We start from the raw sequence: 26,743 nt of genomic DNA on the forward strand, positions 1-26,743 counted from the left end.
AAACGGCAATAGTTTATAGCAATGGATAATCTGATAATAAGTCCTGTGGAACGCCGGTTTCGCTTTGTTGGATTACTGACCGTAGTAGCGGTTTATCTACTGATTTTGGTAGGAGGCATCGTGCGCAGCACGGGCAGTGGCATGGGCTGCCCAGATTGGCCCAAATGTTTCGGCAGTTGGGTGCCTCCTACGAAAGCCAGCGAATTGCCCACCAATTACAAAGAGATTTATACCGCACAGAGGGTCGCAAAAAATCAGAAGCTGGCCCGCACGCTCCAACGGCTTGGGTTCGCCCAAGTGGCTGGCAGCATTTTCGCGCATCCGACGCAATACATCGAAACCGATTTTAATCCCGTAAAAACCTGGATTGAATATGTGAACCGCCTGCTGGGTGCGCTCATTGGCATCTTTGTTTTCTTGACGGTGGTTTTCGCCTGGCCCTATTGGCAACGCGACCGGACGGTTTTTTGGCTGGCTTTCGCGTCGTTCTTGCTTACCGGCGTGCAAGGATACCTAGGCTCATTGGTGGTATCGACAAATCTATTGCCGGTGATGGTGACCGTGCATATGGCGTTGGCTTTGCTTATCGTAGCCCTGCTGCTTTATGCGGTTGGCCGGGCGCGGTGGGGTAGGGAAGGGGCGACTAAAACTGTCGCCCCAATACAGACAGGCACTCATTTAGCGGCAGCATCTACTGCTACGATGCCGAATCTGAGTATACAGCTATGGCTTTGGGCGGCACTGTTGCTCACCTTTTGGCAAATAGTGCTGGGTACGCAGGTGCGGGAGCAAATTGATATTGTATCGGCCGCTGCCGGATATGCAGCCCGGGAAACATGGGTTTCCAAAGTAGGCAGTGTGTTTAGCATTCACCGCACAGTATCGGCTGCAGTGTTGTTGCTCAACGTTTATGTCAGCTATGAGCTGTGGCGGTGGGGTAATGTGCGGCTACGCCGGTTGGTGACGGCCACGCTTGCTGTTATTGGCTTAGAAATCCTGGCTGGCATCATTCTCGCCTCGTTTTCTTTTCCTGCAGCCGTACAGCCGGTACACCTGACGCTGGCCACGGTGCTGTTCGGCATTCAATTCTTGCTGCTGTTGGCGGTGGGGCGGGCGCGGAAAGTTCCGGAAACTCTTGCGCCGTCCGATGCCGCCCGACGGGTTGTTGCGTAACTTTGCGGCCCGTTTGGCTTGCTTCCGTGTTTGCGGACTGGGCCGGCGGAGTCATTATTAGACGTATTGATGGTTAAGGCCCGCGCCTATTTTCAGCTGCTCAAGTTCCGGCTTTCGCTCACGGTAGCGTTTTCCAGCGCAATTGGGTACCTGCTTGGTGCGCACGAGTTCAGTTGGAGCCAGGCCCTGCTGGTGATGCTGGGCGGCCTGCTTGTCACGGGCTCGGCCAACATCATCAACCAAGTTCACGAGCGGGAACTGGATAAGATGATGACCCGCACGGCCAAGCGCCCGCTGCCCCTGGGCATCATCTCGCCAGCCGAAGCATGGGTGTTCTGCGTGTTGCTGGGTGTGGCTGGGCTGGGGTTGCTGGCTTACGCGTTCAACCCGCTCACAGCCGCGCTGTCGCTGCTGTCGCTGATTCTCTATGGCTTCATCTACACGCCGCTCAAAACGATTTCGCCGGTTTGCGTGGCCGTGGGGGCAATTCCCGGTGGGCTGCCGCCGCTCATTGGGTGGGTAGCAGCAACGGGCTATATCGGCGTGGAGGCTTGGGTGCTGTTCGGTATTCAGTTCATGTGGCAGTTTCCGCACTTCTGGGCCATTGCCTGGGTGGCTGATGAGGATTATAAGCGGGCGGGTTTCAAGATGCTGCCTTCGCCGGGCAACCGCGACATCCGCACCGCCTTTCAAATCATGACCTACACCATGCTGCTGATTCCGCTCAGCCTGTTGCCACTTGAATTCAATATTTCGGGTCGGATTTCTGCGCTGGTGGCGGTGGTGTGCGGTGTGCTCTTCTTGCTGCTCACGATACAACTGATGCGTACCCGTTCGCGCAAGGCGGCACTGCGCATCATGTTCGCTTCTTTTTTATACCTGCCCATCGTTCAAATTGCGCTGGTACTGGACAAAATCTGACTAAAAATGGTTATCAATTAGCAGCTGCCAGGGGAGCTGATGGATATTCTTTATCCTCAATTCCTGCAAATCGGCTGCTGATAACTCATCTTCATAATTACCTATTTTATGAATCCACGTCCCGAAATTTTATCTGAAAAAGAAGTCGGCTTGGGCTGGCACCCCAAGCGTGTGCTGCTCATTCTGCTCATCTTTAGCATCATCATGATGTTTGCGGCTTTCACCAGCGGCTACATCGTGCGGCGCGACGAAGGCAACTGGCGCGAGTTCGACCTGCCGGCTTCGTTGCTCATTAACTCCATCCTGATTGCGTTGAGCAGCGCGAGCATGCAATGGGCTTATTTCTCAGCCCGTAAGGATGAAATCAGCCGGGTAAAAACCGGTCTCCTCATCACGCTGGCATTGGGCGTGGCCTTCCTGATTGGGCAGTTCCGCAGCTTTGGCGATTTGGTGGCTGGCAATACCTATTTTGGCGGGGCCGACGCCAATCCCTCCGGTTCGTTCGTATACGTGCTCATGGGCGTGCACGCTTTTCACTTAGTGACGGGGCTTATTTTTCTGGCGGTAGTGCTGCGCCGGGCCCTTAACTATCAGGTGCATTCGCGCTCCATGCTCTCCATTGGCAACGCTACCCTGTACTGGCACTTCCTGGGCGGCCTTTGGCTGTACCTGTATTTGTTCTTACTTTTGAACCACTAAAACGACGTTTACGCTGTCCGCTATGGCCCATTCGACCACTTTGCAGTCATCCGCTGCTGCTGCTACCCACGACGCTCCACGCACCGGCAACTGGGATGGCGGCAACGAACCCTTCAAGGCGAGCTACGGCAAGCTGATGATGTGGTTCTTCCTGCTGTCTGACGCTTTCACCTTCGCTGCCTTCCTCACCACTTATGGCATGATTCGCCACAAGCACGAGGTATTCACCGGCGAAGCCAAAGATTTCTTCTTCAGCACGCGGTGGTGGCCTATTCCGGACCACGTTTTCAACGCCTTCCCTGGCATGGGCGAGGCTAACGTACCCCTGGGTTTCGTGGCCTTGATGACCATGATTCTGATTCTGAGCTCCGTAACGATGGTACTGGCCGTAGAAGCTGGCCACCGCATGGACAAGAAAGACGTGCAGAAATGGCTGCTGTGGACCATCCTGTTTGGCAGCACCTTCCTGCTCAGCCAGGCTTGGGAATGGACGCACTTCATCCACGGCCACGCCGAGCCCACCATCATGGCTGATGGCACGAAGCTGTACGGCGCCAACCTGCACATGAACCAGTACGGTCCAGTGCTCTTCGCTGACTTGTTCTTCTTCATCACCGGCTTCCACGGCACGCACGTATTCTCGGGCGTCTGCCTGCTGGTGTGGTGCTTCATTGCCACCACCAACGGCACGTTCGAAAAGCGCGGCCACTACGAGATGATTGAGAAAATCGGCCTCTACTGGCACTTTGTGGACCTGGTGTGGGTGTTCGTGTTCACCTTCTTCTACCTCGTTTAATCTCGAGTGTTGACTGCTGAATGGCAGGGCTGAATTTCAAATTCACCCTCCGTTCAACCCTAAACCCTCAACATTCAAAATTTCAATAATGGCTTCCCACGCAACTACTGAGCACACGCTCGCTCCCGGCGAAATTGCTAAGCCGAACACCGGCTGGATTTGGAAAACCTTCTTCGTGCTGGTTGGCATCACGGCCATCGAATTCGTGTTCGTGTTCCTGATGCACCCGAGCACGCTGCGCAACAGCATTTTCATTGTCCTCACCATCTTCAAGGCCTTCTTCATCGTGGCTGAGTTCATGCACTTGAAGCATGAAACCAAGGGCCTGATTTGGACCATCCTTATTCCGCTGGCGTTGCTGGTGTGGCTGCTGGTGGCTTTGATTACGGAAGGCTCGTTCATCGGCGAAGTCCTGCAAAACATGTTTAAATAGCCGATGCGGCCCCGCCAAACCCTGTTGTTGGGGCTGCTGCTATTGCTGCCGGTACTGGCCTTTTTGTTCCTGTTCAGCTTCGGCAAAAACCGTTACGCGCTGCCCACTTACCTGCCCGACCGCGTGGATTCCACGCAGGTTGGCGGTAGGTGGCGGCGCGATACTGTTTTCCACCAGGTCGTTCCTTTCCATCTGCCAGCATCTTCCGGCCGGACGGTAAGCAGTCAGGAATTGGGGCAGGGCCTGTACATCGCACAGTTTTTTGCTGATGATGCAGCCAGTAGCCGGGTGGCCCGCCAATTGTTGCGAGTGCAAGAAAAATTCCGGCACGAGCCCCGGGTCAAACTGGCTACGTTCGTGCTGAATGGCGACGTGGCTAATGCTGCCAGCCTCTCAAAGCTGGCGGAGCAGTATGGCACCATTGCCGGCAAGTGGTTCTTCCTCACCGGCCCGGCAGATACGCTGCAGCGCCTCACGCAGCAGGAATTCCGCCTCACGTCTGACCCCAAGCGCTTGCCGGGCGCCATTTATACGGCCAACATCCCGGCAGGACGGCTGTTGTTGGTTGACAACCAACGCCGCGTACGCGGTATCTACGACGGCACCGATGGCCGCGAAATAGACCGGTTACTCACGGAAGTGACCGTGCAGCTTTACGATTATGAGCACCCACACTGAGCAATTGCACCCCCCGGTGCTGGAACCCGGCGACTATACACGCTACAAAATCATTCTGGGCACGCTGGGTGCGGTGGTACCGCTGCTGGTGGCTATACTGTATTATTTCCCCGAAACCTTCCGTATACCCGGCGCGCAGGTCAAGTTTTTGCCTGCGCTCAATGCCGTGCTCAATTCGCTGACGGCGGTATGCCTCCTAGCCGGCTATTACTTTATTCGCCAAAAAGATGTGTTGAAGCACCGGGCCATGATGGGCACGGCGTTCGGGCTGGGGGCGCTGTTTCTGCTGTCCTACGTGGCGTACCACTCGCAAGTGGCCAGCACGCATTTCGGGGGTGAGGGCGTCATCCGCGGGGTGTACTTCTTCCTGTTGCTGACGCACATCAGCCTAGCGGTGGTGACGGTGGCGCTGGTGCTGTTCACGCTCTACTTCGCCCTGACCGGGCAGTACACCAAGCACAAATCCATCGCGCGCTGGACGTTCCCGGTGTGGCTGTACGTGTCGGTGACGGGTGTTATTGTGTACTTCATGATTTCGCCTTACTACACGTAAGCCGTATGGTTTCGTAGTATACCGGTTTTCAGGAAGAACTTAAATCCTTATTCGATGTTGCTATTCTTATGAAAAAGACCTTTTTCTCCGCTGTTTTTGCCTTGGTATTGGGCGTGTTGCTGAGCGTGGCGCCGTTGGCAGCCCGCGCACAATGCGTGATGTGTAAGTCGCAGGTAGAAGCGGCCAAGCAGGAACGCGACGACTATGATGTAGCCGGCCTCAACAAAGGCATCCTGTATATGATGACGGTGCCTTACATTCTGATGGGCGCGGTGGGCTACTTCTGGTACCGCCGCACCCATCCCAAAGCCAAGCAGGCTTAAGGACGTGGCAGGTAGGGGCACCATCCAATCGACACCGCTGGCGTTGCTGCAGTTGCGGTGCCCGCGTTGCCACACGGGGCCATTGTTTCCGCATTCGGCCCTGAGTACCCGCTTTATGGATATGCCGGAGGCGTGCCCGGTATGCAGCCAGGCGTATGAGCCGGAGCCGGGTTTTTACTACGGCGCCATGTACATCAGCTCGGGCTTTTCGACGGCGCTGTTGCTAGCCATTGGCTTTTTGCTGTTTTACCTAGCGCACGACCCGCCCCTGTGGATATATGTTGGGGCTGTGGCGGGCGCGGTGCTGGCTGTGGCGCCGTGGCTGTTTCGCTATTCGCGGGCGTTGATGCTGTATGGGTTTGGCGGCGCGCGCTTCGACCCACGCTATGCGCCGCATTAAAAGCAGGGGTTTTGCCATTTGATGAGATGCCGCCTTCGGGTGGCATTTTTTATTAGGCGCAAATTTTGCGGGAGTTGACTGGGGGCAAAGTTTAACGGCCGGTTTAGCTGTTTACTTTGAACCGAAAACCAGCCTTGGTCCATCATTAGCCACATTTCCTGTTGCGTACTTCTACATCTTCCGGCGAAATCGTGGCTTCTACTTCCTCGTGGCGGCGTTTGCCGTGGCTGCTGCTGTTGGGGGCAGCTTTGTGTTTTGTGGGGGGCTACCTAGCCAGCCGCTACGCCCAGGCGCCGGGAGTGGTGCAGCGCAACGACGTGGCTCGGCTGCAGCAGCTGGTGCGGGCCGCCGAAACCCAGGCCCGCCGCGAGGCCGATACGGTGGCCGCCCAATTGCCGCGGGGCCGCTACAGCTTCCGGCAACTGCTGGCCCAGACAACCTACCCCACCTGCGTGCTCGAAAACGGCACGCTCCGTTACTGGTCCGACGCCACCCTGCGGCCCGAAGCCGAAGCCACCAGCCCCGTGGCTGAGCAACTGGTGGAAACGTCGGTGGGGCACTTTCTGCTGCTGCGCCGCATGGCCGGGCGTTTCACCATTCTCACCTATGTGCCGCTGGAGCGGCACTACAACATCAAAAACCGCTACCTGAGCGCCGGGAGCGAGCAAGCCCTGTTTCGCGGCCTGGAGCTGCAGGTGGTGGCCGACAGCGCCGGTGCCGGCCGCGCCCGTTTTGAAGCAGCCGACGGGCACTACCTGTTTTCCATCGAGCGCCTGCAGCCCAACCCGCTTACCGGGCAGTATGTGCCCCTGGCGCTGCTGGCGGTGGGCAGCGCCCTGTATGCCGCGGGCTGGCTGCTGCTGGCTTGGGGCTGGTGGCGGGCTGGGCGGGCAGGGGCGGCCGCCGCGGCGCTGGTGCTGCCGCTGGCCGTGCTGCGAGGGGTGCTGCTGTACCTGGGGCTGCCGTACTCCTTTATTGAACTACCGCTGTTCGACCCGCGGCTGTACGCAGCGGCCTGGTGGGCGCCTTCGCTGGGCGACTTGTTGCTCGATGCCTTGCTGGCGTTGGTGGCGGCGGCCGCTGGGGCGGCCCTGTGGCGGCACTGGGACGTGCTGAGCCGCGTGCGGCCCCCGCGCGAGCCAGCGGGCCAACTCCTGGCGGCTGTGGGCGTGGGGCTGGCATTTTGCGGCTGGCTGGCGGCGCTGTTCGTGTACTACACCAGTGTATTTGGCAGCGCCCAGCTGAGCCTGGATGTGTCGCGCAACCTGCAGGTGACGGGTTTCTGGCTGCTGCTGGCGTTGGCGATGCTGCTGCACACGGCCGCGTGGCTGGTAGGTTTTTTCGGACTGACGCAGCTGGCCGGGGCTTTGCTCAAGGGCGTGCCCCGGCGGGCCCTCCTGCTAGGGCCGGGGCTGGTGGCGTTGCCAGTGCTGGCAACGGGGCTGGTGCTGGGCTGGCCGTGGATGCTGCTGATGGGGGTGTTGCTGCTGTTTGCGTCGCTGGTGCGGTCGGCGGGCTTGCAGGCGACACCGGGCGAGGGCAATTATCAGTCGTCGATACTCATTGTGCTGCTGCTGGCGCTGACGTCGGCCACCGGGGCGCTGGCGCTGTATGCGCATTTTGAAAAACAACTGCTGGTAGACAAACAGCGGCTGGCCGGCAACCTCCTTACCGACATTGACCCTCAGGGCGAATACCTGCTCGGGGAGCGGATGCGCGACATTGCCGCCGACCCCTTTGTGCGGCGTTCCTTGTCGGCGGCGTTTGGGCGGCCCGAAGTGGTGCGGCAACGCGTGACGCGCCAGTACCTAAGCGACTATTTCGACAAGTACGAAAGCACCGTCACCCTCTACGACGAAGCCGGCGACCCCATTGCCGCACCGCCGGGCACGCCCCCGCTGCGGGTTTCGCGCGCCGAGCTGGAACGCAATGCCACCCCCACCGACCAGCAGGGGGTTTATCTGGTCAATCCGGAAAACCCGTTTAGCTCGCGGCGCTACGTGGCCTACATCACGGTGCCGGGCACGCGCGTGAACGGAGTGGGCCTGCCGCTGGGCGCGGTGCGGGTGGAGCTGACGCTGAAAAAGCTAACTACCTATAGTGTGCTGCCCGAGCTGTTGGTCGACCAGAAGTTCTTCCAGCCCGGCCTGGCCACCGAGTTGAGCTACGCCGGTTACAACCGAGGCCGGCTGGTGTACAGCGAAGGCGATTTTGACTACGCCAACCGCCTGCCGGCCGGCCTGCTGGCCGATACCACCTCACGCATCTACGTGGACGGCCTGAGCCGGCGCGGCTACCACCACCTGGCGGTGAGCGGCTCGAACGGCCGCACCGTGGTAGTGACGACGGCCACCTATTCGGTGGGCGACTGGCTGGCTAATTTCTCGTTTCAGTTTCTGCTCTCGTCTTTGCTGGGGTTGCTGCTGGCGGGCCTGGGGCTGCTGCTGCGCGGGCGGGGGGCGCCGCAGCTGCGGCTGAACTTCAGCACCCGCATTCAGCTGCTGCTGAATGTGGGCATTGTGGTGCCGCTACTGGTGGTGAGCGTGGCCACAGCCAGCCAGCTCATCGATTCTTACAAGCGTGATTTGGCGCGTACTTACGAACGGCGCGGGCAGCTAGCCCTGGAAAGCCTGCGCCGCCAGCGCCACCTGCTGAACGACAGTACCGCCCGGCCCACGCTGGCCGCGCTGGCCCGCAACGTGGCCGCCCTCACCGAAACCGACCTGAACCTGTACGACGCCCACGGCGAGCTGCTGGCCAGCAGCCAACCGGTGATTTTCGACGCTGGCCTGCTGGGGCCGCTGCTCAACCCGCAGGCCATGGTGGCGCTGGAGGAACGCAACCGGCCCCGCGCGCTACTCACCGAAAAGGCCGGCTCGCTTTCCTTTAATGCCTTGTATTTGCCGGTCCGAGCCAGCGAGGGCGAAGAGGTGGTGACCGATTTGGCCGGCCACGTTTTGCCGCACGGCCGCCACAGCAAAGCAGCCGAAACCTCCGAGACCCCCGAGTTTGACGACGACGATGGCTCATCGGTCGATGAGTTGGCCTTGCCAACCGGGCCGATTCTGGGCTACGTGGGCATTCCGTTTTTCGACTCGGAGAAGGAGTTGAATACCAAGCTCACGGAGCTGTTTACGACTATTCTCAACATTTTCACGCCCATGTTTTTGCTGTTTCTGGGGCTTGCGTTTGTGGCGGCGCGGCAGCTCACGGCGCCCCTCAAGCTCATCACCCAGAAGCTGACGCAAACCACCCTCACCGGCGAAAACGAGCTGCTGGACTACCGCAGCTCCGATGACGAAATTGGCCTGCTGGTGCGCGAGTACAACACCATGCTCACCACGCTAGAAGCCAGCAAGCGCGAACTGGCCGCCCAGGAAAAGGAGGCCGCCTGGCGCGAAATGGCCCGGCAGGTGGCCCACGAAATCAAGAACCCGCTCACGCCCATGAAGCTGAGCCTGCAATTTCTGCAGAAGGCCATCAACGAGCGCCGGGCCAACGCCGAGGAACTCATTGGCCGCATCAGCCAGACGCTGATTACCCAAATTGACGTGCTCAGCGACATTGCCACCAGCTTCAGCAACTTCACCAACCTGCCCGCCATGCGGCCCGAGCGCCTCGACGTGGCGGCCGTGCTGCGCCGCTGTGCCGCCCTGCACCAGCCCGACGCCAGCGACGGCGCTCTCGACCTGCATCTGCCGCCCGATGCCGAAACCGGCCGCTACGTGGTGTTTGCCGACGAAAACCTATTGGTCCGCACCTTCAACAACCTGCTGATAAACGCTCGCCAGGCCGTGCCAGAGGGCCGCGAGCCGCACATCGCCGTGTCGTTGGCCCCCGTGAACGGGAGCAGCGTGCGCGTGGCCATTCGCGACAACGGCGCGGGCATTCCCGATGAGGTACGCGAAAAGGTGTTCGTGCCCAACTTCACCACCAAGGCCAGCGGCTCCGGCATCGGGCTGGCCGTGGCCAAACGCGGCATCGAAAGCGCGGGCGGCAAAATCTGGTTTGAAACCGAAGTGGGGGAGGGGACGGACTTTTTCATTGAGCTGCCGCTGGCGGGGTGATACTCCGGTGGCCAATAGCTTTTCATCGGCAGGCACCAAATATTTGCCCGGAAGCGTTGTGCTCTCGCTACTCCCGACCTTTACCACATGATTCGCCGCTTCCGCCTGTGCTTCCCCCTCGTGGGCCTGCTCGTTGCGGCGCTATTTTTTCTGATTCAGACTCAGACGGCGCAGGCGCAAACCCGCCCCGCCAAAACCGACACCCCGCCGCCCAGTACCCGCCGGTGCCGCTGGGTGCGCCTGACGCCGGGCCGCGACACCACCTTTTTTCAGTTGGCCGATACGCTGACGGTGGTGCCTTCCTCGGTGCTGGCGCAGCGGCGGGGGGTGGACTATGACGGCCGCACCGACCGGTATCGTTGGGTGCGCCCGGCTCCGCGCGACAGCAGCGGTGCGCCCGTGGCCGACTCGCTGGAGGTGTGCTACCGGGTGCTGCCGCTGCGCCTCACGGCTGCCCGCTACCGCCGGCCCATCGGGCTGATGGACAGCCTGAGCTTCCGCAAGCCCATGCTGGGCATGGAGGATTTCTCGGTGAAAGAGCAGATTCTAAGCACGCCGGGCATCAACAAAACCGGCAACCTTGCCCGGGGCATCAGCTTCGGCAACACCCAGAACGTGTTTGTGAACTCGGCCCTCAACCTGCAGCTCGAAGGCAAGCTGGCCGAGAACATCAACCTCACGGCCGCCATTTCCGACCAGAACGTGCCTTTTCAGCCCGAGGGCAACACCCAGCAGCTGCAGCAGTTCGACAAGATTTACATCACCCTCACCAACCCCAACTGGAGCCTAACAGCCGGCGACGTGGTGCTGCGCAACAAGCCCGATTATTTCCTGCGCTACTACAAAAACATTCAGGGTGCGGCCGCTGAGGCTAATTTTGGCCCGCCCATCATCGGCTTGGCCGGCACCGGCGCCGCGCAGGGTGTATCGAACGCCACGTTTCTGAACGGGCAAATGGGCCAGCTGGCCAACGGCAGCCTGCCCGCCGGGCCGGGCAACACCACCGCGCCCGCTACCCTCAACCCACCCGCTATCAGCCAGCCCCAGCTCACCGACCCCAACCGGCAGGGCAGCAGTGGCGCGGTGCCACCGCTGCCCCGGGGCGATGCCGCGCCCGTGACCGGCGCCACCGTGAACAGCAGTGGCGTGCGCCGGGGGCTCGTCTGGCGCTCTTCCACGTCAGCGGCCGGCGGGGTGGCCAAGGGCAAGTTTGCCAGCATCGACGTGCCGCCCATCGACAACGTGCAGGGGCCCTACCGCCTCAACGGGCCGAACGGGGAGCCCTACATCATCGTGCTGGCCAACTCGGAGAAGGTGTATCTGGATGGGCGCCTGCAAACCCGGGGCTTCGATGCCGACTATACCATCGACTACAACCTGGCCGAGGTCACGTTCACGCCGCGCCACCTCATCACGCGCAACTCGCGCATCAAGATTGATTTCGAGTATTCGGACCTGAACTACGCCCGCTCGCTCGTGACAGCCAGCCACTACCAGCAGCTGGGTCGGCTGAGCGTGCACGGCAACTTCTACCAGGAAGCCGATAACCCCAACAACGCGCTCAACATTAATCTGCAGGACACTATGCTGGTGCGGCAGCTGACGCAAGCCGGCAACGTGAGCGTGGCCCAGGTGGCCGGCGGCGACTCGGTGCCATACACCCGCACGCGGGTGCTCTACAACCGCGACCCGCGCACCGGCCGCTTCAGCCGGGCGGTGGGGGCCGACACGCTGCGCGGGGTGTACGCGGTGCAGTTTACCGACGTGGGGCAAGGGGGCGGCACCTACATTCTCTCGACCAACCAGGCCGATGTGACCAGCAACGGCCGCGTGTACCAGTATGTGGGGCCGGGCCAGGGGCGCTACCTACCGGTGCGCCGCGTGGCCACGCCCCTGCGCAAGCAAATGGCCACGGCGGGCCTGAGTTTGCAAGTAGACAGCACCACCACGGTGTTTGTGGACGCGGCTCACTCGCGGCTCGACCGCAACCGCTTTTCTCCGGCCAGCGACCAGGACGGGGCCGTGCGCGTGGGCTACGTGATGCAGGACCGCCGCCTGCCCGCCGCCCTGGCCCGCGGGGCGCTGCGCGGCTACCGCCTGCGGTCCACGCTTGACTACGAGTACACCGGCAAGTATTTCTCGCCCATTGACCGCTACCGCGACATCGAGTTTGAGCGCAACTGGAGCAACGTGAGCACCCAGCAGAGCACCGGTGTGGCCTCGGTGGCGCGCGAAGACAATATCTTCAATTTCAGCGTGGGCGCGGCGAAGGACATTAACAACAATGTGAGCTACCGCCTGAGCCGGCGCTTCCGGCCGGGCGAGGTGAGCGGGCTGCAGCACTGGCTGGACGCGGCTCAGAAAGTGGGCAACCTGGAGCTGCGCGGCTCGCTGTTTGTGCTGAATTCCGACGCCGGCCGCTTCCACTCCAACTGGGCACGGGGCGAGGCCACGGGGCGCTTCGTGGGCGGGCGCGTGGTGCCGGGCTACACCTATCGGTTCGATAAAAACCGCGTCAGCTCCGCCAGCACGGATACCATTCGCTCGGCCAATTATTTCGACGAGCACAACGTGTTTCTGCAAAGCCGCGACTCGGCCCGCACCCAGTTCCGGCTCGACTACAGCTACCGGCGCGACCAAACCCCCAACAAAGAGCAAAACGCCTTGCAGCTGCGCGGCACCGCCCAAACCTGGCAGGGCACCCTGGCCTCACGCCTGAGCAAAAACCAGGATGTGCGCCTGCTGGGCACCTACCGCGACCTCGATTCGCTGGGCCTGGCTCACAACCGCACCGTGCTGGGCCAGGTGTTCTACAACGCCAGCTTGTTTCAAAACCAGGTGCGCTCGGAGCTCAACTACAGCGTGGCCACCGGCCGCGAGCTGAAGCGCGACTATTCCTTTCTGGCGGTGCCGGCCGGGCAGGGCACCCACTACTACGCCGGCGACCTCAACGGCAATGGGATTCAGGAAAAAGAGGAGTTCTTCGAGGCCCAGACGCCCGACGCCCAGTACCGCACCTTCATCAAGGTGTACTTGCCCACCACCGACTACATCACGGCCTTCACCAACCGCCTGAGCTACCGCCTCACCACGGCCGCCCCGCGCGGCTGGCGCGAAGCCGGCGGCTGGCGGGCGGCGGCCTCACGTTTCGCCACCCTCACCAGCATCACCGTGGACCGTCGCACCACCGACCCGCGGCTGCTTTCGCGCCTCAGCCCCTTCAGCTACGACAAGGAGGACGACCAGTTGCTGGCCTTCAACCAACTGTTTCGGAACACGCTGTACTTCAATCGGTCGAACCCGGTGTTCGGGGCCGAGTTCACGGTGCAGCAAACCCAGCAGAAAACCCTGCTGGCCCAGGGCCGCGACCTGCGCAACCTCAGCACCCAAAGCCTGCTGCTGCGCCGCACGCTGGCCACCTCGTTCACGGGGCGCCTCACCGGCACGCGCGACATTCGCGAATCGACCAGCAACTACCTGCTTACCCGCAACTACCGCCTGCTGATTTACACCCTGCAGCCCGAAGTCAGCTACCAGCCCTCGTCCAGCCTGCGTTTCACGGGCACCTACCTGCGCACCCACAAGCAAAACACCCTCACCGCCGACCTGCCCACGTATCCGACTCCCACGCCGGCCCAAACCAACCCCGGCATCTTCGACGAGTTGGGCCTCGAAATCCGCGTGAGCCAGGTAAACAAGCGCACCATCACGGCTGCCACCCGCTACACCCGCGTGAAATTCGACGTGGCCCGGCCCGAGGACCTCAACTCTGTGGTGGCCATCGAAATCCTCAACGCCCTGCGCCCCGGCAGCAACTTCACCTGGAACCTCAACATCGAACAGCGCCTGAGCAACGGCCTGAACATCACCCTGGCTTATGACGGCCGCAAAGCGCAGGGATTGAATGCGGTGCACACCGGGCGCATGCAGGTGGCGGTGCTGTTTTAACGTCGGACCAGCGTGAATAGCAGCCGGCCCCGAACTAATGTTGGTACGTCACCTTCCGCCCAACGGGCCGCATAAAGGCGCAGCGTGTCGTGGCTGTGGCGGTAGGCCATTTCGCGGCGGTGTTTCGTGTCCGCATCCAGCACCAGATGGTCGAGGTCGACTCCGCCAATAAAGTCGGTGTTGACGTCGTAGCTGCGGAAGCCTTTTAGGCCCTTCACCTGCCCGTTGTCGTTGAACTCCAAACGCGCAGCGCGGCCCAGTGAGTCGGTGCCAACGTAGCGGCCCGAGAAAAGCAAATGCCGTACGGCTCGGTTCAATGACACCAACTCTGTCAGGCTGGCACCGGGGATGCGTTGATAGCTCGATTGGGCCAGAACCCTGCGGCTCTTGTTGTAAGTAGTCAGCACCAAGGCTGTGTCACGGGCTGCTATCGGGTAGCTTAGCTCCGCAAAACTGCCCGGTGCATCGTAGTCATGGTAATTGGTAGGCAGCGCATTGGCGTGCAGCCCGGGCCGAAAATAGACTGTCATGCTGCTGCCCTCGTGGTTGCCCAGGCCTAGACTGGCCTCCAGGCTGTCGCCGCTCAATCGGGCCGGATTGATGAGGATTTCGGACACGGGGCCCGCCAATTTAAATGCCTTTAGCGGCGACTTCGACAGCTGTACCTCCTTCAAATAATCGGCTTTTACCCAGGCCCCGCGCAAAAGCGGCAGCGCTTGCTGGGCCAAACCGTTAACCGATTTTTCGGAAGCATTGGACGTAGCGTGCTCTTCTGTTTTAGAAGATTGGCAGCCTACCCAACAGGAAGCGGCCAGGAGCAGGCTCGTTCCGTAAGCAAAACGGAGGCGGGTTCGCATGGCAAAAAAGTTAAATACGCACGCCAACCCGGGCCGTCGTCTTCGCCGCCCGCGCCGCCAGCCCAGCTGTAAGTTCGCGCTGCTTGTAGCACAGGGGCAGCGCCGTGCCCGACCGGAACGCCCGAACCGTGATTTCGGCGCAGGCCCGCGCGTCCGATAGGGCGTCGTGGTGGTTGAGCGCGATGCCGAAATGGCCGGCCACGTGGTCGAGCTTGTGGCGCTCCAGGTGGGGCCAGCACACCTTGGCCAGTTTCACCGAGCACAGGCTGTGAAAGGCCGGAATAGGCAGGTCGAAATCGCGCAGCGTGTATTCGAGCACGCTCACGTCAAAAGCCGAATTGTGGGCCACCACGGGCTGCTCGTGCAAGTAGGGCAGCAGGTCCGCCCACACGTCAGCCATCGTGGGTGCGTCGTGCAGCCGTTCCTCGGCAATGCCGTGCACCTGGAAGTTGCGCCAGTCGACGCGCAGCACGCGGGGGCGGAGCAGGGTTTGGTAGGCGTCGACAATCTGGCCGCCGCGCACCCGTACCACGCCCACGGCGCAGGCGCTGGCCCGGTGCTCGTTGGCGGTTTCAAAGTCGATGGCCGTGAAGTTAAGATTGGCCAGGGCTTGGGTAATGGCGGTTTTCATAGCGGAAAGATAGGCGGGCGCCGTACTTAACGAGCAATTGGTGCGGCATGCGGGTCGCAGCACACATCCGGCACCTCAAAATACCGCTCCATCACCCCGTTGATATTGCCCTCACAACCAGGGGTGAGGTCGATGTCAAATTCAATATCGTGGCTGAATTGGCTCAGCGGAATGAGCACGCGGCCGTAAGGCAGGCGCAGCGGCGGCAACGTTACGCTTGGCTGCCCACGGCGGTGCGCAGCGCGCAGCACCGCGTAGCGGGCCTGCATCTGCGCATCGAAAGACGGGGCGGCGGTGAGCAGCTCGCGCCAGGCTTCGGGCACATGGCCGGTCAGGAACAGCCCGGTGAGCAGCAGGGCGGGCACCCAGCCAGCGGGCAGCCACCGAAACCGGCCCATCACGGGAATAGCCGCTTGCTGCGCCACCAGCCACGCCAGGAAAGCAGTCGCAATCAGCATCACGAGCAAAATCTCATTCTGCGCGCGCATGAGTGGCGGCCCCACAATGATGTAGCGGAACAGCACGAAACCAGCAAACTGCAGCGCCCCAAAAGCGGCTAGCAAGCCCCACCATAGGCGCCGGCTCACCGAAATCAACCTTCCGCCGGTAGGGAGGTGCTGGTGGCCCAGCCATGCGCCCGTGCCAGCCGCGGCCAGCAAGCTTAACAAAATCTGAGGCTTGATGAGAAATAAAGCAAGCGAATACGCGGCCCGGGGGCCCAGCACCAGCCAGCGGTAGGCGTGCAGCGGGTCGGAGGGCGGGGCCATGGCTACTACCCGGGCCCAGTTGCCAGGTGCTACCACCGCAGCCAGGGCAGCCGCACCACCCACTGCCAGCCACAGCCAGAGCTTGGGCCGCGCCGACGCGGGCAGCAGGTAGCCCAGCACGGCCAGCACCGGCAGCGCCTGCACCAGCGTCAGCTCGTTGCCCACCAAAGCCAAAACCAGCCATGCGCAGGCCCAAGCAGCCGTGCGCCAAGGATACGCTGGCTGGCCCCAGCCCACGCGCAAGGCCAGGGCCGTGAAATTCAGCAGGCCAATAAGTGGCAGCTGATAAGCCACCGCCCCGCAAAACCAATAGAGAAAAGAAAACGGCGCGGGCGCGGCATTGCAAAACAGCGCCAGCAGCAGCGCCGCCCCCCAAAAAGCCGCCGCCCAGGAGCACGCCACCCGCAAGGCCGTGTGAAAAAGCGCCCGCACAAGATGGGCAATGCTGAGCCACTGCGCCACAAACAGCGCGGCCGTAATCGGCTTCACGCCGCTCAGCCAGCCGTAGGTTACCGGGTTGAGCCAGGTCATGAACACCGTGGACGTGTAGCGGCCGGTCCAGGTCAGGTACAGCCAGCTTTGCACGCCCAGCATGCCGTGCTGCCGTGTCCAGTAGGCATCCCGAAAATCATCGAAAAACGGCTGGTTGAACGCCGTGAGCAGCAGAAACGGCGCCAGCGCCAGTAGCAGTCCCAGCCGGAGAAAGTATGTGCGCAACGCGTAGATTTTTAATGAGTCACAGCGCACGGGGCGCCCGTTGGCAAGGAGTGGAAAGGCAATGACATCTTACCCTGGCAGCAGCTTGGATACGAGAAGTGCCACCAGCCAAACCAACACCAGCACGCTGAGATGGCTGTACCGCTTAAGGCGTTGGTCAATATCCTTGCTTCGCTGCATAAGCCAGTAAGAATACCCCACGCTTCCGATTGAGACGGTACCCAGCACCACCGCTACTATTTTATTAGAGCTGGTGATGAAAAAATAGAGGAGTGGTAGCATCAGCAAGCCCAGAAGGGAGGCGTAGCTTTTGTACCAGGCCGGCGCCGGCGGGGTCAGCACGGGCCCCAACTGCTGCAGCTCCTGCGCCAGTTGCTGGGGAGCTTCCACTTGCGCAGGCATCCATACCGTATCCAGCTTATTGGCCCCTTTGATGACAAATTCGCCCGTTGGGAAATGTTCGATGCGAACTATCTCGTTTGAGTTCAGGTGCTTGGTGGGGGTGTTTAGCTGCGTGCGGGTGACGCCCTGCTCGTTCACGGTGAGCAACATGCTTTCGAATAAGCGGGCCTGCTTTGGAGTCTTGTAAAACCAGCTAAAAACCGAAACGCCAATCATCAACAGATTGAACGTGATGGTCACCGGCCAATTAGGTTCAGCCGGGTTGAAATACGTGTAATGGTAAAAGGCCAGCAGCGCCAGGCAGAAGAGACCGTGCCGAACCAATAGCTTCGGGCGCAGCTCCCGGAAACTGCCCGGCCGAATGCGGAATGTTGACATAGGGTGGCAAAAAGGGCTAAAGTGTATCAGAAATTGGCGGGGTGCTAAAGGCCCGCCAGTCGCCGCGCGGCTTTCACGATGGCCAGCTCCGCCTGCCCGGCCGGTACCTGGGCCGCATCCAAGGTCGTTTTGGCCGCCGCCAGCCACGTCGCCGATGGCGCCTGCCCGGCTTGCAGCTGCGTGAGGCGCTCCAGTAGCAACTGAGAAACGGCGGCAAGGCTGGTCGACAGCGGGGCATACTCGCGCAGCGCGGGGTTCAGCAGAAACTGCGGTTGCAGCAGCACGTCGTTGGCCTGCCAGAAGCGCAGCTGGTTCCGCAACTCAGCCACCTGTCGCTGCGAGGCAGCGGTGCGGCCCGCTGCAGTGGCGCCGCCCGCTAGCACGCTATCGACGAGCACGCCGAAGCGCCGGGCCACTTCCGATTCGGCCGGGGCGGCGTCCACCAGTCGATTCAGTGGGGTAGAGGTGGTGTAGCTGAAGCCCTGGAAATGGCGCTTATATTCTTTCACTGGCTCCAGTACCTCGGCCAGCGTGCGCAGGGGCGCCACATTGGCGCTACCCGCCATTTGCTTGAGCAACAGTTCCGGCACAATGCGGTGGCGCAAGCCCAGCGTCTCCAGCTCGGCCGAAACGGCGGGCAGGCGGCGGTAGAAGTCGGCCACGCTCTGGGTGGCGGCCTGCGGCGACCACAGCCGCTCGGCCACCGCCGCGGCCCGCGGCCAGATGCGCGAGTCGAGCGCCACCGAATCGGCAAATTCGGCCCACATGGCGGCCTCGCCGCCCAGCACCAGCTGGCGCTCGGCGGGCGTCAGGGGCGAGTCGGGTGGCAGCGGGTCGGTGGTGTAGGAACTGGCGGCAGTGTTGTTCAAATCGAGGTAGTAGCCGCTCGACAGCAGCACGGGGTGGCCAAGCCTGGCGGCGTCGTTCAGCCCCTTCTTGCCCCGCCAGCTTTGAATGACGGTTTCCTTAGGCAGGTCAGGCCCGAGGATTTCGTCCCAGCCTATCATGCGCTTGCCGCGCTTTTGCAGCAGGGCCAGCACGCGGCGGTTGAAATAGGTTTGCAGCTGATGCTTGTCGACGGTTTTGCCGTCGGCCTTCACCATCTTGTTGGCCTTCATGTAGGCCACAATGCGTGGCGTGCGTCGCCAGTTGCGGCCGTCGTTTTCGTCGCCCCCGGCGTGGAAATACGGGTCCGGAAACAGGGCCGTCATCTCCGTCAGCAGCGAATCCAAGAAGGTGTAGGTGGTTTCGCGGGTGGGGTCGATGGCTACGTTGGTGGTGCGCCACAGCGTGTAGGGCGCGTAGGTTGAGTCGTTGGATTTCAGGCGCGGGTAGGCCACTATCCAGCTGGTGGTGTGGCTGGGCATGTCGAACTCCGGCACCACCCGGATGCCGCGCGCCGCCGCGTAAGCCAGCACCTCGCGCACCTCGGCCTGGCTGTAAAATAGCCCATCGGTGCTGCCCACCGTTTGCAGGCGCGGAAACACTTTGCTCTCGATGCGAAAGCCCTGGTCATCGGTGAGGTGCCAGTGCAGCACGTTCAGTTTCACGGCGGCCATGCCGTCGATGTTGCGCTTGATAACGGCCACCGGCATGAAGTGCCGGGCCGCGTCAATCAGCAGCCCGCGCCAGGCAAAGCGCGGCTGGTCCTGAATGTCGACTTCGGGCAGGTAGCGCTGTTTCTTATCGACTATGGGCAATTGCTCCAGTGTGGCCAGGGCCCGCAGCACCCCCAGGCTGGTGGGCGCGTCAATGCTCACGCCCATCGGCGTCACGCGCAGCGAGTACCGCTCTTCGTCAAACTTCTCCGGCTTGCCCACGCGGCCGTAGCGGATTTGTAGCACCGGGCCAGTGGCGGGCTCTGCCGGCCCCTGCAGGCGCGTGAGCAGCCGACGCGCGGCCGGGCGCACGGTCGGGTCAGGCGAGGTATCCAGTTGCAGCTTCAGCGGCTTGCTGAGGCTTAGGCGGCCTTGGCCCCAGCGCATTTCGGCGGGCAGCGGGAGCAGGTTGGGAGTGGGTTGGGCCCATGCTTCCGGGGCCAGCAACCCCAGCAACAGGCCAAAACTCAGCCACGCCGCCCAAGCAGTTCGGATTCGTATCATTCGGCCAAATTACGGCCAGTCGCCACACCCCCGGCCAGCCGCCGTGCGTCGCTTCGGAAATAAGCGGGGCTATTGCACCAGCAAGCGCTTGGCCACTGTGCCCTGCGAGGTCCGCACTTGCACAGCATAAAGCCCGGGCGCCAAACCGGCCAAATCCAGCTCGACCCGCGCGGTGCCTGGCAGCGACAGGCGGCGAACTACGCGCTGCACGTCCATGATGAGTACCTCGCCGCCCGGCCGGCTCCAGTCGGCGGGCAAGGTGAGCGTGGCGCGTTGCGAGGCAGGGTTAGGTGCCAGGCCAATGGCGGCTTCCAGGGCCGGGCGGGCGGCCAGCACCGCCGCCGGACTTGTAATGCAGGCCACTGGCGTCCCACCCCCGGGGCAAATGGAGGAAACGCACACCCGGTAAGCAGTGCTAAGGCTCACCCCGGTGAAGGTGTATTGAGGAGTGGCGGTGGCCACAGAGCCCACTGGCGTGCCCAAAGTGGTGGCGCAGTCGATGAAATAGCCACTAGCCCCCGGCGTGGCTGTGGCCGCGATGCTGAGTGTGGAAGCGGTGCGGGTGGCTACCAGATTGGTAACGGATGGGCAGGTCGAGGCCGAACCAGTGGTAAAGCTGGCATTAACAGTAGCAGAAAATCCGCTGGCGCAGTAGCTGGTCACTGTCACCGTATACACCGTGCCTGGCAGCAAGTTAGCCAAGGCCACGGGCGGGGCAGTGGGGGCGGGGTTGATGGTTTGGCCAGCGCCGCTTGCCGTTTGGTACACGATGACGTAGTTAACCGGCGTTGGGCTGGGCACCGGAAACGAGAGCGTGGCGCTGGTGCTCGTGACGTTGGTAATGATGAGGTTGGCGGGCGCGTTGCACTGAGCGGCGGCGCCAAAGGAAACGACGACCAACGCGACAAGGAGTAACATTTTTTGCATGGCGGGCACAAGTTCCAGCGACGACAGCCTGGCGCCCCGTGCGCCCGACAATGGCCAGACAGTTGCCGTCATTAAAAGGCTGCTGCACAACGTGGAGGCGGGCCCGCTCCTACACCCTAAATCAACCCTCTTGCCTTAAACTCCAAGTATTTGTTGATGGTATTTACCGTCAAATCCTTCGGCGCCGTGAGCAAGGAGTAGATGCCGTAGCGCTGCAGCTCCAGCACAATCTGCCGCTTTTCCTGGGCAAATTTCTCAGCTATGGTCTGGTTGTACACATCCTCCGTCGTTTCGGCCGGTGCGTCCAGGTACTCGCGCAGCTCGGTGTTCTCGAAGAAAATCACCAGCAGCAGGTGGTCTTTGGCCATGCGGCGCAGGTAGGGCAGCTGCCGCTGCATGCCGTGCAGCGTCTCGAAATTGGTGAACAGGATGAGCAAGCTGCGCTGCTTCACGCGGGCGCGCACCGTGGCGTAGAGCAGTTCGAAATCGGTTTCGAGGTACTTGGTTTTCTGGCGGTACAGGATTTCGAGCAGCTTGAGCAGGTGGCCGGGGCGGCGGTCGGCGGCCAGGGTGGCACCGGGCCGATTGGAGAAGGTGAGCAGCCCGGCCTTGTCGTGCTTGAGCAGGGCGATGTTGCTGACCACCAGCGTGGCGTTGATAGCGTAGTCGAGTAAACTCAGCCCGTCGAAGGGCATGCGCATCACCCGGCCTTTGTCGATAAGGCAGTACACCTGCTGGGCGCGCTCGTCCTGGAAGTGGTTCACCACTAGTGCGTCGGCCGCCCCGGTGCCGGTGCGCCGGGCGGTGGCTTTCCAGTTGATGCTGCGCGGGTCGTCGCCGGGCACGTAGGGCCGGATTTGCTCGAACTCCATGCTGTGGCCCACCCGCCGGATGCGCTTCACGCCCACCTCCGTGAGGCGGTTGTGGATGGCCAGCAACTCGTACTGCCGCATCTGTAGAAACGAGGGGTACACCGGCACCGTGCGGCCCTGCTCGTAGCGGAAGCGCCGCCGCACCAGCCCCAGCGGCGTGGCCGCGTAAATGTTTAGCGCCCCAAACTCGTACTCGCCGCGCTTGGTGGGCCGCAGTTGGTAGTTGATAATCTGCGTTTCGCCCGGCGCCACCGCCACCCGAAACAGCACGTCGCGCCGCTGAAACTGGTGCGGAATTTCGTCTATCGTTTCCGTGCGAATGGGAAAGCGGTAGCGGTTTTCGAGGTAAATCTGCACGTCGTTGTCCGAGCCGTTGGCCAGCTTGTCGCCCATTACGCGCCGCCCAAACACGGGCACCGTTTTGCTCTTTGAAGGTGCGTAGAGTAGCAGGGCATCAAGCAGCACTAGCACCCCGAACACGCCCAGCGCAATCTGCATCGGTCCCAGTAGCCAGGGCAGAAAAAAGGCCACCACGAAGCCCACGGCCAAAAGGCCAACAAGCAGGAAAAAGCGCCGGGTCAGGAAAAAGCTCATGCGTTACGTAGTTGGTCGCGGACTTCCATCAAGGCAAAGCCCAGCAAGTTAGGCCCCTGCCAGCGGGCCGGGTTTTCGGCATCCGGCGAATCGGCCGCCAGGCCAATGCCCCAGATGGTATCGACGGGGCTGGCTTCTACCAGCACCCGGTCGTTGGTTGAGAGCAGGAACTTCAGCAGCTCCCGATTCTGGCTGAACTTGTGCAGGTTGCCGGTTTTCACAATCTCGTACTTGTGCGCTTCCCACACCTCGGGCACGAAAGCCATGATTTCGCGTCCCAGCTTCTTGGCCTCGGCCGGGCTTTTGGCGGCCAGAATGCGGGCCAGCGCAGCTTCGTCATTGAATAGCCGAGCCTTTTCGGCCATCATCCAATGTTCGGTGGAGCGGTAGGTGATGTTATCAACCGTAAAATCGGCTACCCACCACTGGCTCAGGCAGGACTTAGTAATTATGCCATCCTTGCTGGGCTGGTGCCCCCAGAAAAACAGGTACTTGACCCGGGCATTCTGTGCGAGTTGGTCGAGGAGCCAAGCGGTGGAGTAGAGCATAGGATTAGCCAAGCGGCATTAATTCTGAACGTCATGCTGAGCGCAGCCGAAGCATCTCTACCGCAACAGTAATTTATTTTACTCGCGCGGTAGAGATGCTTCGGCTGCGCTCAGCATGACGTTTTGCTAGTTGCCATAAAATTTAACGCGGCACCTCAATCTGCTGCATAATCTGTTTCACCACATCATCCGGCGTGCCTCCTTCCATCTCGCGCTCGGGCGTGAGCATGATGCGGTGGCGCAGCACGCTGGGGGCCAGAAACTGCACATCCTCGGGCGTCACGAAGTCGCGGCCGCGCAGGGCAGCCAGGGCTTTGGCGCCGTTCAGCAAAGCCAGCGAGGCGCGGGGCGAAGCACCCAGGTACAGCGACTTGTGCGCCCGCGTCTGGCCCACCAGCTTGGCAATGTATTCCAGAATATTGGCTTCCACGCGCTGCTGGCGCACTTGCCGGCGCAGCGAGGCCAAGTCGTCGGCGCTGAGGATGGGCTGCACGGCCTCCAGGTTGGTGCCGCCGAAGCCGGCGTGGTGGCCCTGCAAAATCTGCACCTCCTCAGCCAGCGAAGGGTAGCCCACGTGCAGCTTGAACAGGAAACGGTCGAGTTGGGCTTCGGGCAGGCGGTAGGTGCCTTCCTGCTCCACGGGGTTTTGGGTGGCCAGCACCAGGAAGGGCTCCGGCATGCCGTAGGTGGTGCCGTCCTGCGTCACGGTCCGCTCTTCCATCACCTCAAACAGGGCCGATTGGGTTTTGGCAGGGGCACGGTTGATTTCGTCAATCAGTACTACGCTGGCGAAGATGGGGCCCGGCCGAAATTCAAAATCGGCCTTATTCTGCCGGAATACGGAGGTACCCAGCACGTCGCTCGGCATCAGGTCGGGCGTGAACTGAATGCGGCTGAATGGCACTTCCAACGTGCGGGCCAGCAGCTTGGCCATGAGCGTTTTGGCCACGCCCGGTACGCCTTCCAGTAGCACGTGCCCATCGGCCAGAATGGCGGTGAGCAGTAGTTCCAGCAGGTCCTGCTGGCCCACAATGATTTTGCCGATTTCCGCCTTGATGGCCTCGGTTTGGGCCGTGAGGCGGGCAAAGTCGGTGCGCGGCCCAAAGCTGTTTGCTGGGCCAGTAGCTGCTTCGGCGGCCGATTGTGTTTCGGCCGCGGCAGGTGCTTCGGCAGTCGTATTAGCGGCGGACGGCGGGGTGCTGCCCGTGGCGTCGGGGGCCGGGGTAGGGGAGGTCAGGTCGGGGTTTTCGTTTTCCATTTAGAGGGTGCTGGCGTAGCCAATGAAGGTCTGGGCGGTTTCCTCGTCGGCACAGACCGCGAGGAGTTCCGCGTGGATTTTAGTTGCGTATTCCGGCGAAACGAGCTGGCGGTGGTAGCGCTTGAGGTCTTCCAGCAGCTCGGCCATTGCGTTCCAGTCCAGGCCCTCAATCAGGGCCTGTTCTTCGGCGGAGCTGCGTTTGTAGAAATGCCGCAAATCCCACCCGTACTTAATAAGCACGGCCAGCCGGGCCACGGTGAGCAGGTTGGAGTTCATCGGCCGGCCTCCCGCTTAAAATCGCTGAGCGCCTTGCTCAGCTGCATCAGCTGCTGGTCGGTCATTTGCGGCGCGGTGCGGGCGAAATTCACCAGCCGCAACAGCTCATCCACCCGCGTGCGGGCCAAGCCCGATTTCTGGCTGAGTCGCTCCCGGAAGTCAGCGTCGGCAAAGTCGGGGTTGGTTTCCTGGAAGCGGTGGCGGAGGTAATCCAGAAACAGCGCCACCTTCTTCTCGGCAATCAGCGCGTGGTTGCTGCCCTGGCGGTAGAGGCTGGCCACGGTGCGTGTGAACAGCAGCGTGGTATTAGGCAAGGGCTTGATGGTGGGGATGATGCGCTGGCGGCGGCGTGCTTCAATCAACACAAACAGCAGGCCGCCAAACAAGCACAGGTAGTAAGCCCAGCGCAGGGCGTCGTGGGCGAATACCACCCGCAGCAGCGACTGCTCGCCCACCGGCCCCTGCTTCATGTATTCGTCCCACCAGGCCCGGCGCACCGGCAAATACCGCAGCGCCGCTTCGGCAAAGGCTGCCTTGCGCGGCTTCAGCAGGTAGAAGTTGGTGAAGGCCACCGGCGCGGTGCACAAATAGAAATGCCCGCGCCCGTAATCAATGCGGACAAATACGGCGTGGCCCCGCGCGTCGGTGGCCAGGGTGCGCCCCACGCGGCCCGAATCAACTTCGAGGTACTGCTCCACGCTGGTGCCGGGCAGGCGGATATGGGCGCTGGCCAAGGCCGGGTTGGTGAAGCGCAACTCCACCGAATCGGTGGCAAAAATGCCTTTATAGCCCTTGGTCGTGACGGGCGCCAGCTCTTTTATCCGGAAGCCCAGGCTGTCGCGTAGCAGCCCGCGTTGGCTGCGGAAGTACTTGGCGGCCACGAAAGCATTGTTGCCACGGGCCACGTACTGCAGCAGCGCGCGGGCGTCGAGCCGGCCTAAATCAAAACCCTCGTTAACAAACAAATAGTTGGCCGGCCCGGCCCGGAGCGGCAGTGCTCCCGCGGCCTCTTCTTCCTCGTCTTCATCCCACTGCTCCTCGGCCACGGTTGTCGTGGTCGAGTCGGCCGCGGCTGCAGTGGTGTCAGCTTCCTCTGTCTCGTTATCGGCAACTGATGAGTTCGAATCGGCAGCGGCCGTGTCGGCGGCGGGCGTTGCGGCTACGGTGGCTGAGTCGGAGGTGGCGGTAGCTGCTTCGGTTTCGTTGGCAGTATGCGCTTCGTGGGCTTCGCGCATGGCCTGGCGCACACCATCTTCCACGCGGCGCATGCGCGGGTCCGGGGCGGCATCGTCGTAGGTGAGGCCGGTGAGCTGGCTATACACGGGCAGGCGCACGGTTTCCACCGAGTCGGTGCCCAGCAGGCGTGGCAACTGGTCGTACAGCACGTAGGTGCCGTAGGGAATCTTGTCTTTGTTGCTGTAAGTCGGGCTCCAGTCCAGGGGCTTGGGCCGGTTGTATTCCAGCGTCACGTAGCCTGCAAACAGCAGCGCTACCCCCAGCAAATACAGGCGAAAGGTGGTGAGTTGCGGCATCAGGCGGACTGGGGAATAGCGGCCGAAACCGGCGCAGGTCGGCCCGCGAGCAGGCTGCTCACAGCGCGCTGGCTGGCCCGGGCCTGCTGGTAGAGGGCGGCGTTGAGGCGCAGGTCGCCGTACCACACGTACTCAAACTCGCGGGTGGCGGCCCGGAAAGCGTCGCGTAGCGGCCCGGCGGCCAGCTCCGTCAGGTAGGCGTGGTTGGTCTTGTCGGGCTGCCACTGAATGAATCCACCGTCGGTGAGGTGCTTGAGCACTTCGAGGTAGCCCAGGCGGGTGGCCAGGCGGAAGTTGCCGGCCGCTTCCGCCTCGGCAATGCGGGTGCGGAAATCTACTTCGTGAATGTTCTCTCCGGCCGTGTCGTATTCGAGCTGCCCACGCCGGCCCGCGCGCCCGAAGGCGCCCGTCACGTCCACCTGCATCAGCTTCAGCACGGCGTACACCAGCACGGCCAGGGCCACGGCGTAAACCCCGTATTTCCACGTCACGCGGCCGGTGGGCGTATCGAACAAGTTGCCCAGCCAGCGCCAGATGCGCGCCCAAAAGGCCTCCCAGGCATCGGTGCGGGCGCTGGGCTCCACGTAACGGAAGTCGCGCTGGCTGGCCAGCTCGCGCAGGCGCTCGGCGTCGAGACGGCGCGTGGGCAGGGGCGTGATGCGGTCGGGCGGCAGCGGCCGGGGGCGAAATTCGGCCGCTGCCGCCGGGGGCACGGGCTTGGGCGCGGGCGCTGCCTGCGCGGCACCCGCCAATGCCAGGTAGCCGACTACCAGCAGGCACCAGGCCAAACAGCCGCCCGGGCCAGCCTTTTTCAGCTTAAGCTTCTCAACCAAAAGTTTACGCACGCCAACGTGGGGACAACGGCTTTCTCAATAATAATTCGCTCAAAGC

At 62.0% G+C, this 26,743-nt stretch carries 23 protein-coding genes; 11 read left to right on the plus strand and 12 right to left on the minus strand.

The window, feature by feature from the left end; translation table 11 throughout:
- The first annotated feature begins 21 nt into the window (after window positions 1–21).
- From I2I01_RS11055 to I2I01_RS11105, 11 genes are all read left to right on the plus strand, one after another.
- Window positions 22–1,173 (plus strand): COX15/CtaA family protein, encoded by a 1,152-nt coding sequence (locus tag I2I01_RS11055; protein WP_196286497.1) that lies wholly within the window; start codon window positions 22–24, stop codon window positions 1,171–1,173.
- A 69-nt stretch (window positions 1,174–1,242) separates the two neighbouring features.
- The gene (gene cyoE / locus I2I01_RS11060; protein WP_196286498.1) at window positions 1,243–2,094 is read left to right on the plus strand and encodes a heme o synthase; all 852 of its coding nucleotides are present in this window, start codon (window positions 1,243–1,245) and stop codon (window positions 2,092–2,094) included.
- A 108-nt stretch (window positions 2,095–2,202) separates the two neighbouring features.
- Window positions 2,203–2,793: a cytochrome c oxidase subunit 3 gene (locus tag I2I01_RS11065; protein ID WP_196286499.1), complete on the plus strand. Its 591-nt coding sequence runs from the start codon at window positions 2,203–2,205 to the stop codon at window positions 2,791–2,793.
- Window positions 2,794–2,815: 22 nt separating this feature from the next.
- A complete protein-coding gene (locus tag I2I01_RS11070; protein ID WP_196286500.1) occupies window positions 2,816–3,589 on the plus strand; it encodes a cytochrome c oxidase subunit 3 in 774 nt (257 codons plus the stop codon).
- A gap of 88 nt (window positions 3,590–3,677) precedes the next feature.
- Window positions 3,678–4,022, plus strand: a complete 345-nt coding sequence (locus I2I01_RS11075) for a cytochrome C oxidase subunit IV family protein (protein WP_196286501.1) — start codon at window positions 3,678–3,680, stop codon at window positions 4,020–4,022.
- A gap of 3 nt (window positions 4,023–4,025) precedes the next feature.
- A complete protein-coding gene (locus tag I2I01_RS11080; RefSeq protein ID WP_196286502.1) occupies window positions 4,026–4,700 on the plus strand; it encodes a hypothetical protein in 675 nt (224 codons plus the stop codon).
- Window positions 4,684–5,253, plus strand: coding sequence for a DUF420 domain-containing protein (locus tag I2I01_RS11085; RefSeq protein WP_196286503.1), 570 nt, complete (start codon window positions 4,684–4,686; stop codon window positions 5,251–5,253). Before I2I01_RS11080 ends, I2I01_RS11085 begins: the two co-directional genes overlap by 17 nt.
- A gap of 68 nt (window positions 5,254–5,321) precedes the next feature.
- On the plus strand, window positions 5,322–5,576 hold the full coding sequence (locus tag I2I01_RS11090) for a hypothetical protein (protein WP_196286504.1): 255 nt from the start codon (window positions 5,322–5,324) through the stop codon (window positions 5,574–5,576).
- A 121-nt stretch (window positions 5,577–5,697) separates the two neighbouring features.
- Window positions 5,698–5,976, plus strand: a complete 279-nt coding sequence (locus I2I01_RS11095) for a DUF983 domain-containing protein (protein WP_196286505.1) — start codon at window positions 5,698–5,700, stop codon at window positions 5,974–5,976.
- A gap of 161 nt (window positions 5,977–6,137) precedes the next feature.
- Window positions 6,138–10,043 carry a sensor histidine kinase gene (locus I2I01_RS11100; protein WP_211537909.1) on the plus strand — a complete coding sequence of 1,302 codons (3,906 nt, stop codon included), beginning with the start codon at window positions 6,138–6,140 and terminating at the stop codon, window positions 10,041–10,043.
- Window positions 10,044–10,130: 87 nt separating this feature from the next.
- A complete protein-coding gene (locus I2I01_RS11105; RefSeq protein ID WP_196286506.1) occupies window positions 10,131–13,991 on the plus strand; it encodes a hypothetical protein in 3,861 nt (1,286 codons plus the stop codon).
- Here I2I01_RS11105 and I2I01_RS11110 read toward each other — a convergent pair.
- From I2I01_RS11110 to I2I01_RS23560, 12 genes are all read right to left on the minus strand, one after another.
- Window positions 13,988–14,608 (minus strand): hypothetical protein, encoded by a 621-nt coding sequence (locus I2I01_RS11110; protein ID WP_196286507.1) that lies wholly within the window; start codon window positions 14,606–14,608, stop codon window positions 13,988–13,990. The two genes, I2I01_RS11105 and I2I01_RS11110, sit on opposite strands and share 4 nt — an antisense overlap.
- 250 nt (window positions 14,609–14,858) lie before the next feature.
- Window positions 14,859–15,479 carry a 3'-5' exonuclease gene (locus tag I2I01_RS11115; protein ID WP_196286508.1) on the minus strand — a complete coding sequence of 207 codons (621 nt, stop codon included), beginning with the start codon at window positions 15,477–15,479 and terminating at the stop codon, window positions 14,859–14,861.
- A 26-nt stretch (window positions 15,480–15,505) separates the two neighbouring features.
- The gene (locus I2I01_RS11120; protein WP_196286509.1) at window positions 15,506–16,963 is read right to left on the minus strand and encodes a hypothetical protein; all 1,458 of its coding nucleotides are present in this window, start codon (window positions 16,961–16,963) and stop codon (window positions 15,506–15,508) included.
- 69 nt (window positions 16,964–17,032) lie between these two features.
- Entirely contained in the window at window positions 17,033–17,605 is a 573-nt protein-coding gene (locus I2I01_RS11125; RefSeq protein ID WP_196286510.1) for a hypothetical protein, read from the minus strand.
- Between the two features lie 182 nt (window positions 17,606–17,787).
- Window positions 17,788–19,845: a beta-N-acetylhexosaminidase gene (locus I2I01_RS11130; protein ID WP_196286511.1), complete on the minus strand. Its 2,058-nt coding sequence runs from the start codon at window positions 19,843–19,845 to the stop codon at window positions 17,788–17,790.
- Between the two features lie 69 nt (window positions 19,846–19,914).
- Entirely contained in the window at window positions 19,915–20,763 is an 849-nt protein-coding gene (locus I2I01_RS11135; RefSeq protein ID WP_196286512.1) for a fibronectin type III domain-containing protein, read from the minus strand.
- A gap of 125 nt (window positions 20,764–20,888) precedes the next feature.
- Window positions 20,889–22,238, minus strand: coding sequence for a DUF58 domain-containing protein (locus I2I01_RS11140; protein WP_196286513.1), 1,350 nt, complete (start codon window positions 22,236–22,238; stop codon window positions 20,889–20,891).
- Window positions 22,235–22,786: an NADAR family protein gene (locus tag I2I01_RS11145; RefSeq protein ID WP_196286514.1), complete on the minus strand. Its 552-nt coding sequence runs from the start codon at window positions 22,784–22,786 to the stop codon at window positions 22,235–22,237. The genes I2I01_RS11140 and I2I01_RS11145 overlap by 4 nt, the downstream gene beginning before the upstream one ends.
- Window positions 22,787–22,928: 142 nt before the next feature.
- Complete coding sequence (locus tag I2I01_RS11150; protein ID WP_211537911.1) at window positions 22,929–24,044, minus strand: AAA family ATPase; 1,116 nt, start codon at window positions 24,042–24,044, stop codon at window positions 22,929–22,931.
- On the minus strand, window positions 24,045–24,320 hold the full coding sequence (locus I2I01_RS11155) for a hypothetical protein (RefSeq protein ID WP_196286515.1): 276 nt from the start codon (window positions 24,318–24,320) through the stop codon (window positions 24,045–24,047). It abuts the gene before it with no gap.
- Complete coding sequence (locus tag I2I01_RS11160; RefSeq protein ID WP_196286516.1) at window positions 24,317–25,852, minus strand: DUF4350 domain-containing protein; 1,536 nt, start codon at window positions 25,850–25,852, stop codon at window positions 24,317–24,319. The genes I2I01_RS11155 and I2I01_RS11160 overlap by 4 nt, the downstream gene beginning before the upstream one ends.
- Window positions 25,852–26,697, minus strand: a complete 846-nt coding sequence (locus I2I01_RS23560) for a DUF4129 domain-containing protein (protein ID WP_196286517.1) — start codon at window positions 26,695–26,697, stop codon at window positions 25,852–25,854. The genes I2I01_RS11160 and I2I01_RS23560 overlap by 1 nt, the downstream gene beginning before the upstream one ends.
- Window positions 26,698–26,743 lie beyond the last annotated feature (46 nt).

The organism is Hymenobacter properus (assembly GCF_015694735.1).
Lineage (GTDB): Bacteria > Bacteroidota > Bacteroidia > Cytophagales > Hymenobacteraceae > Hymenobacter > Hymenobacter properus.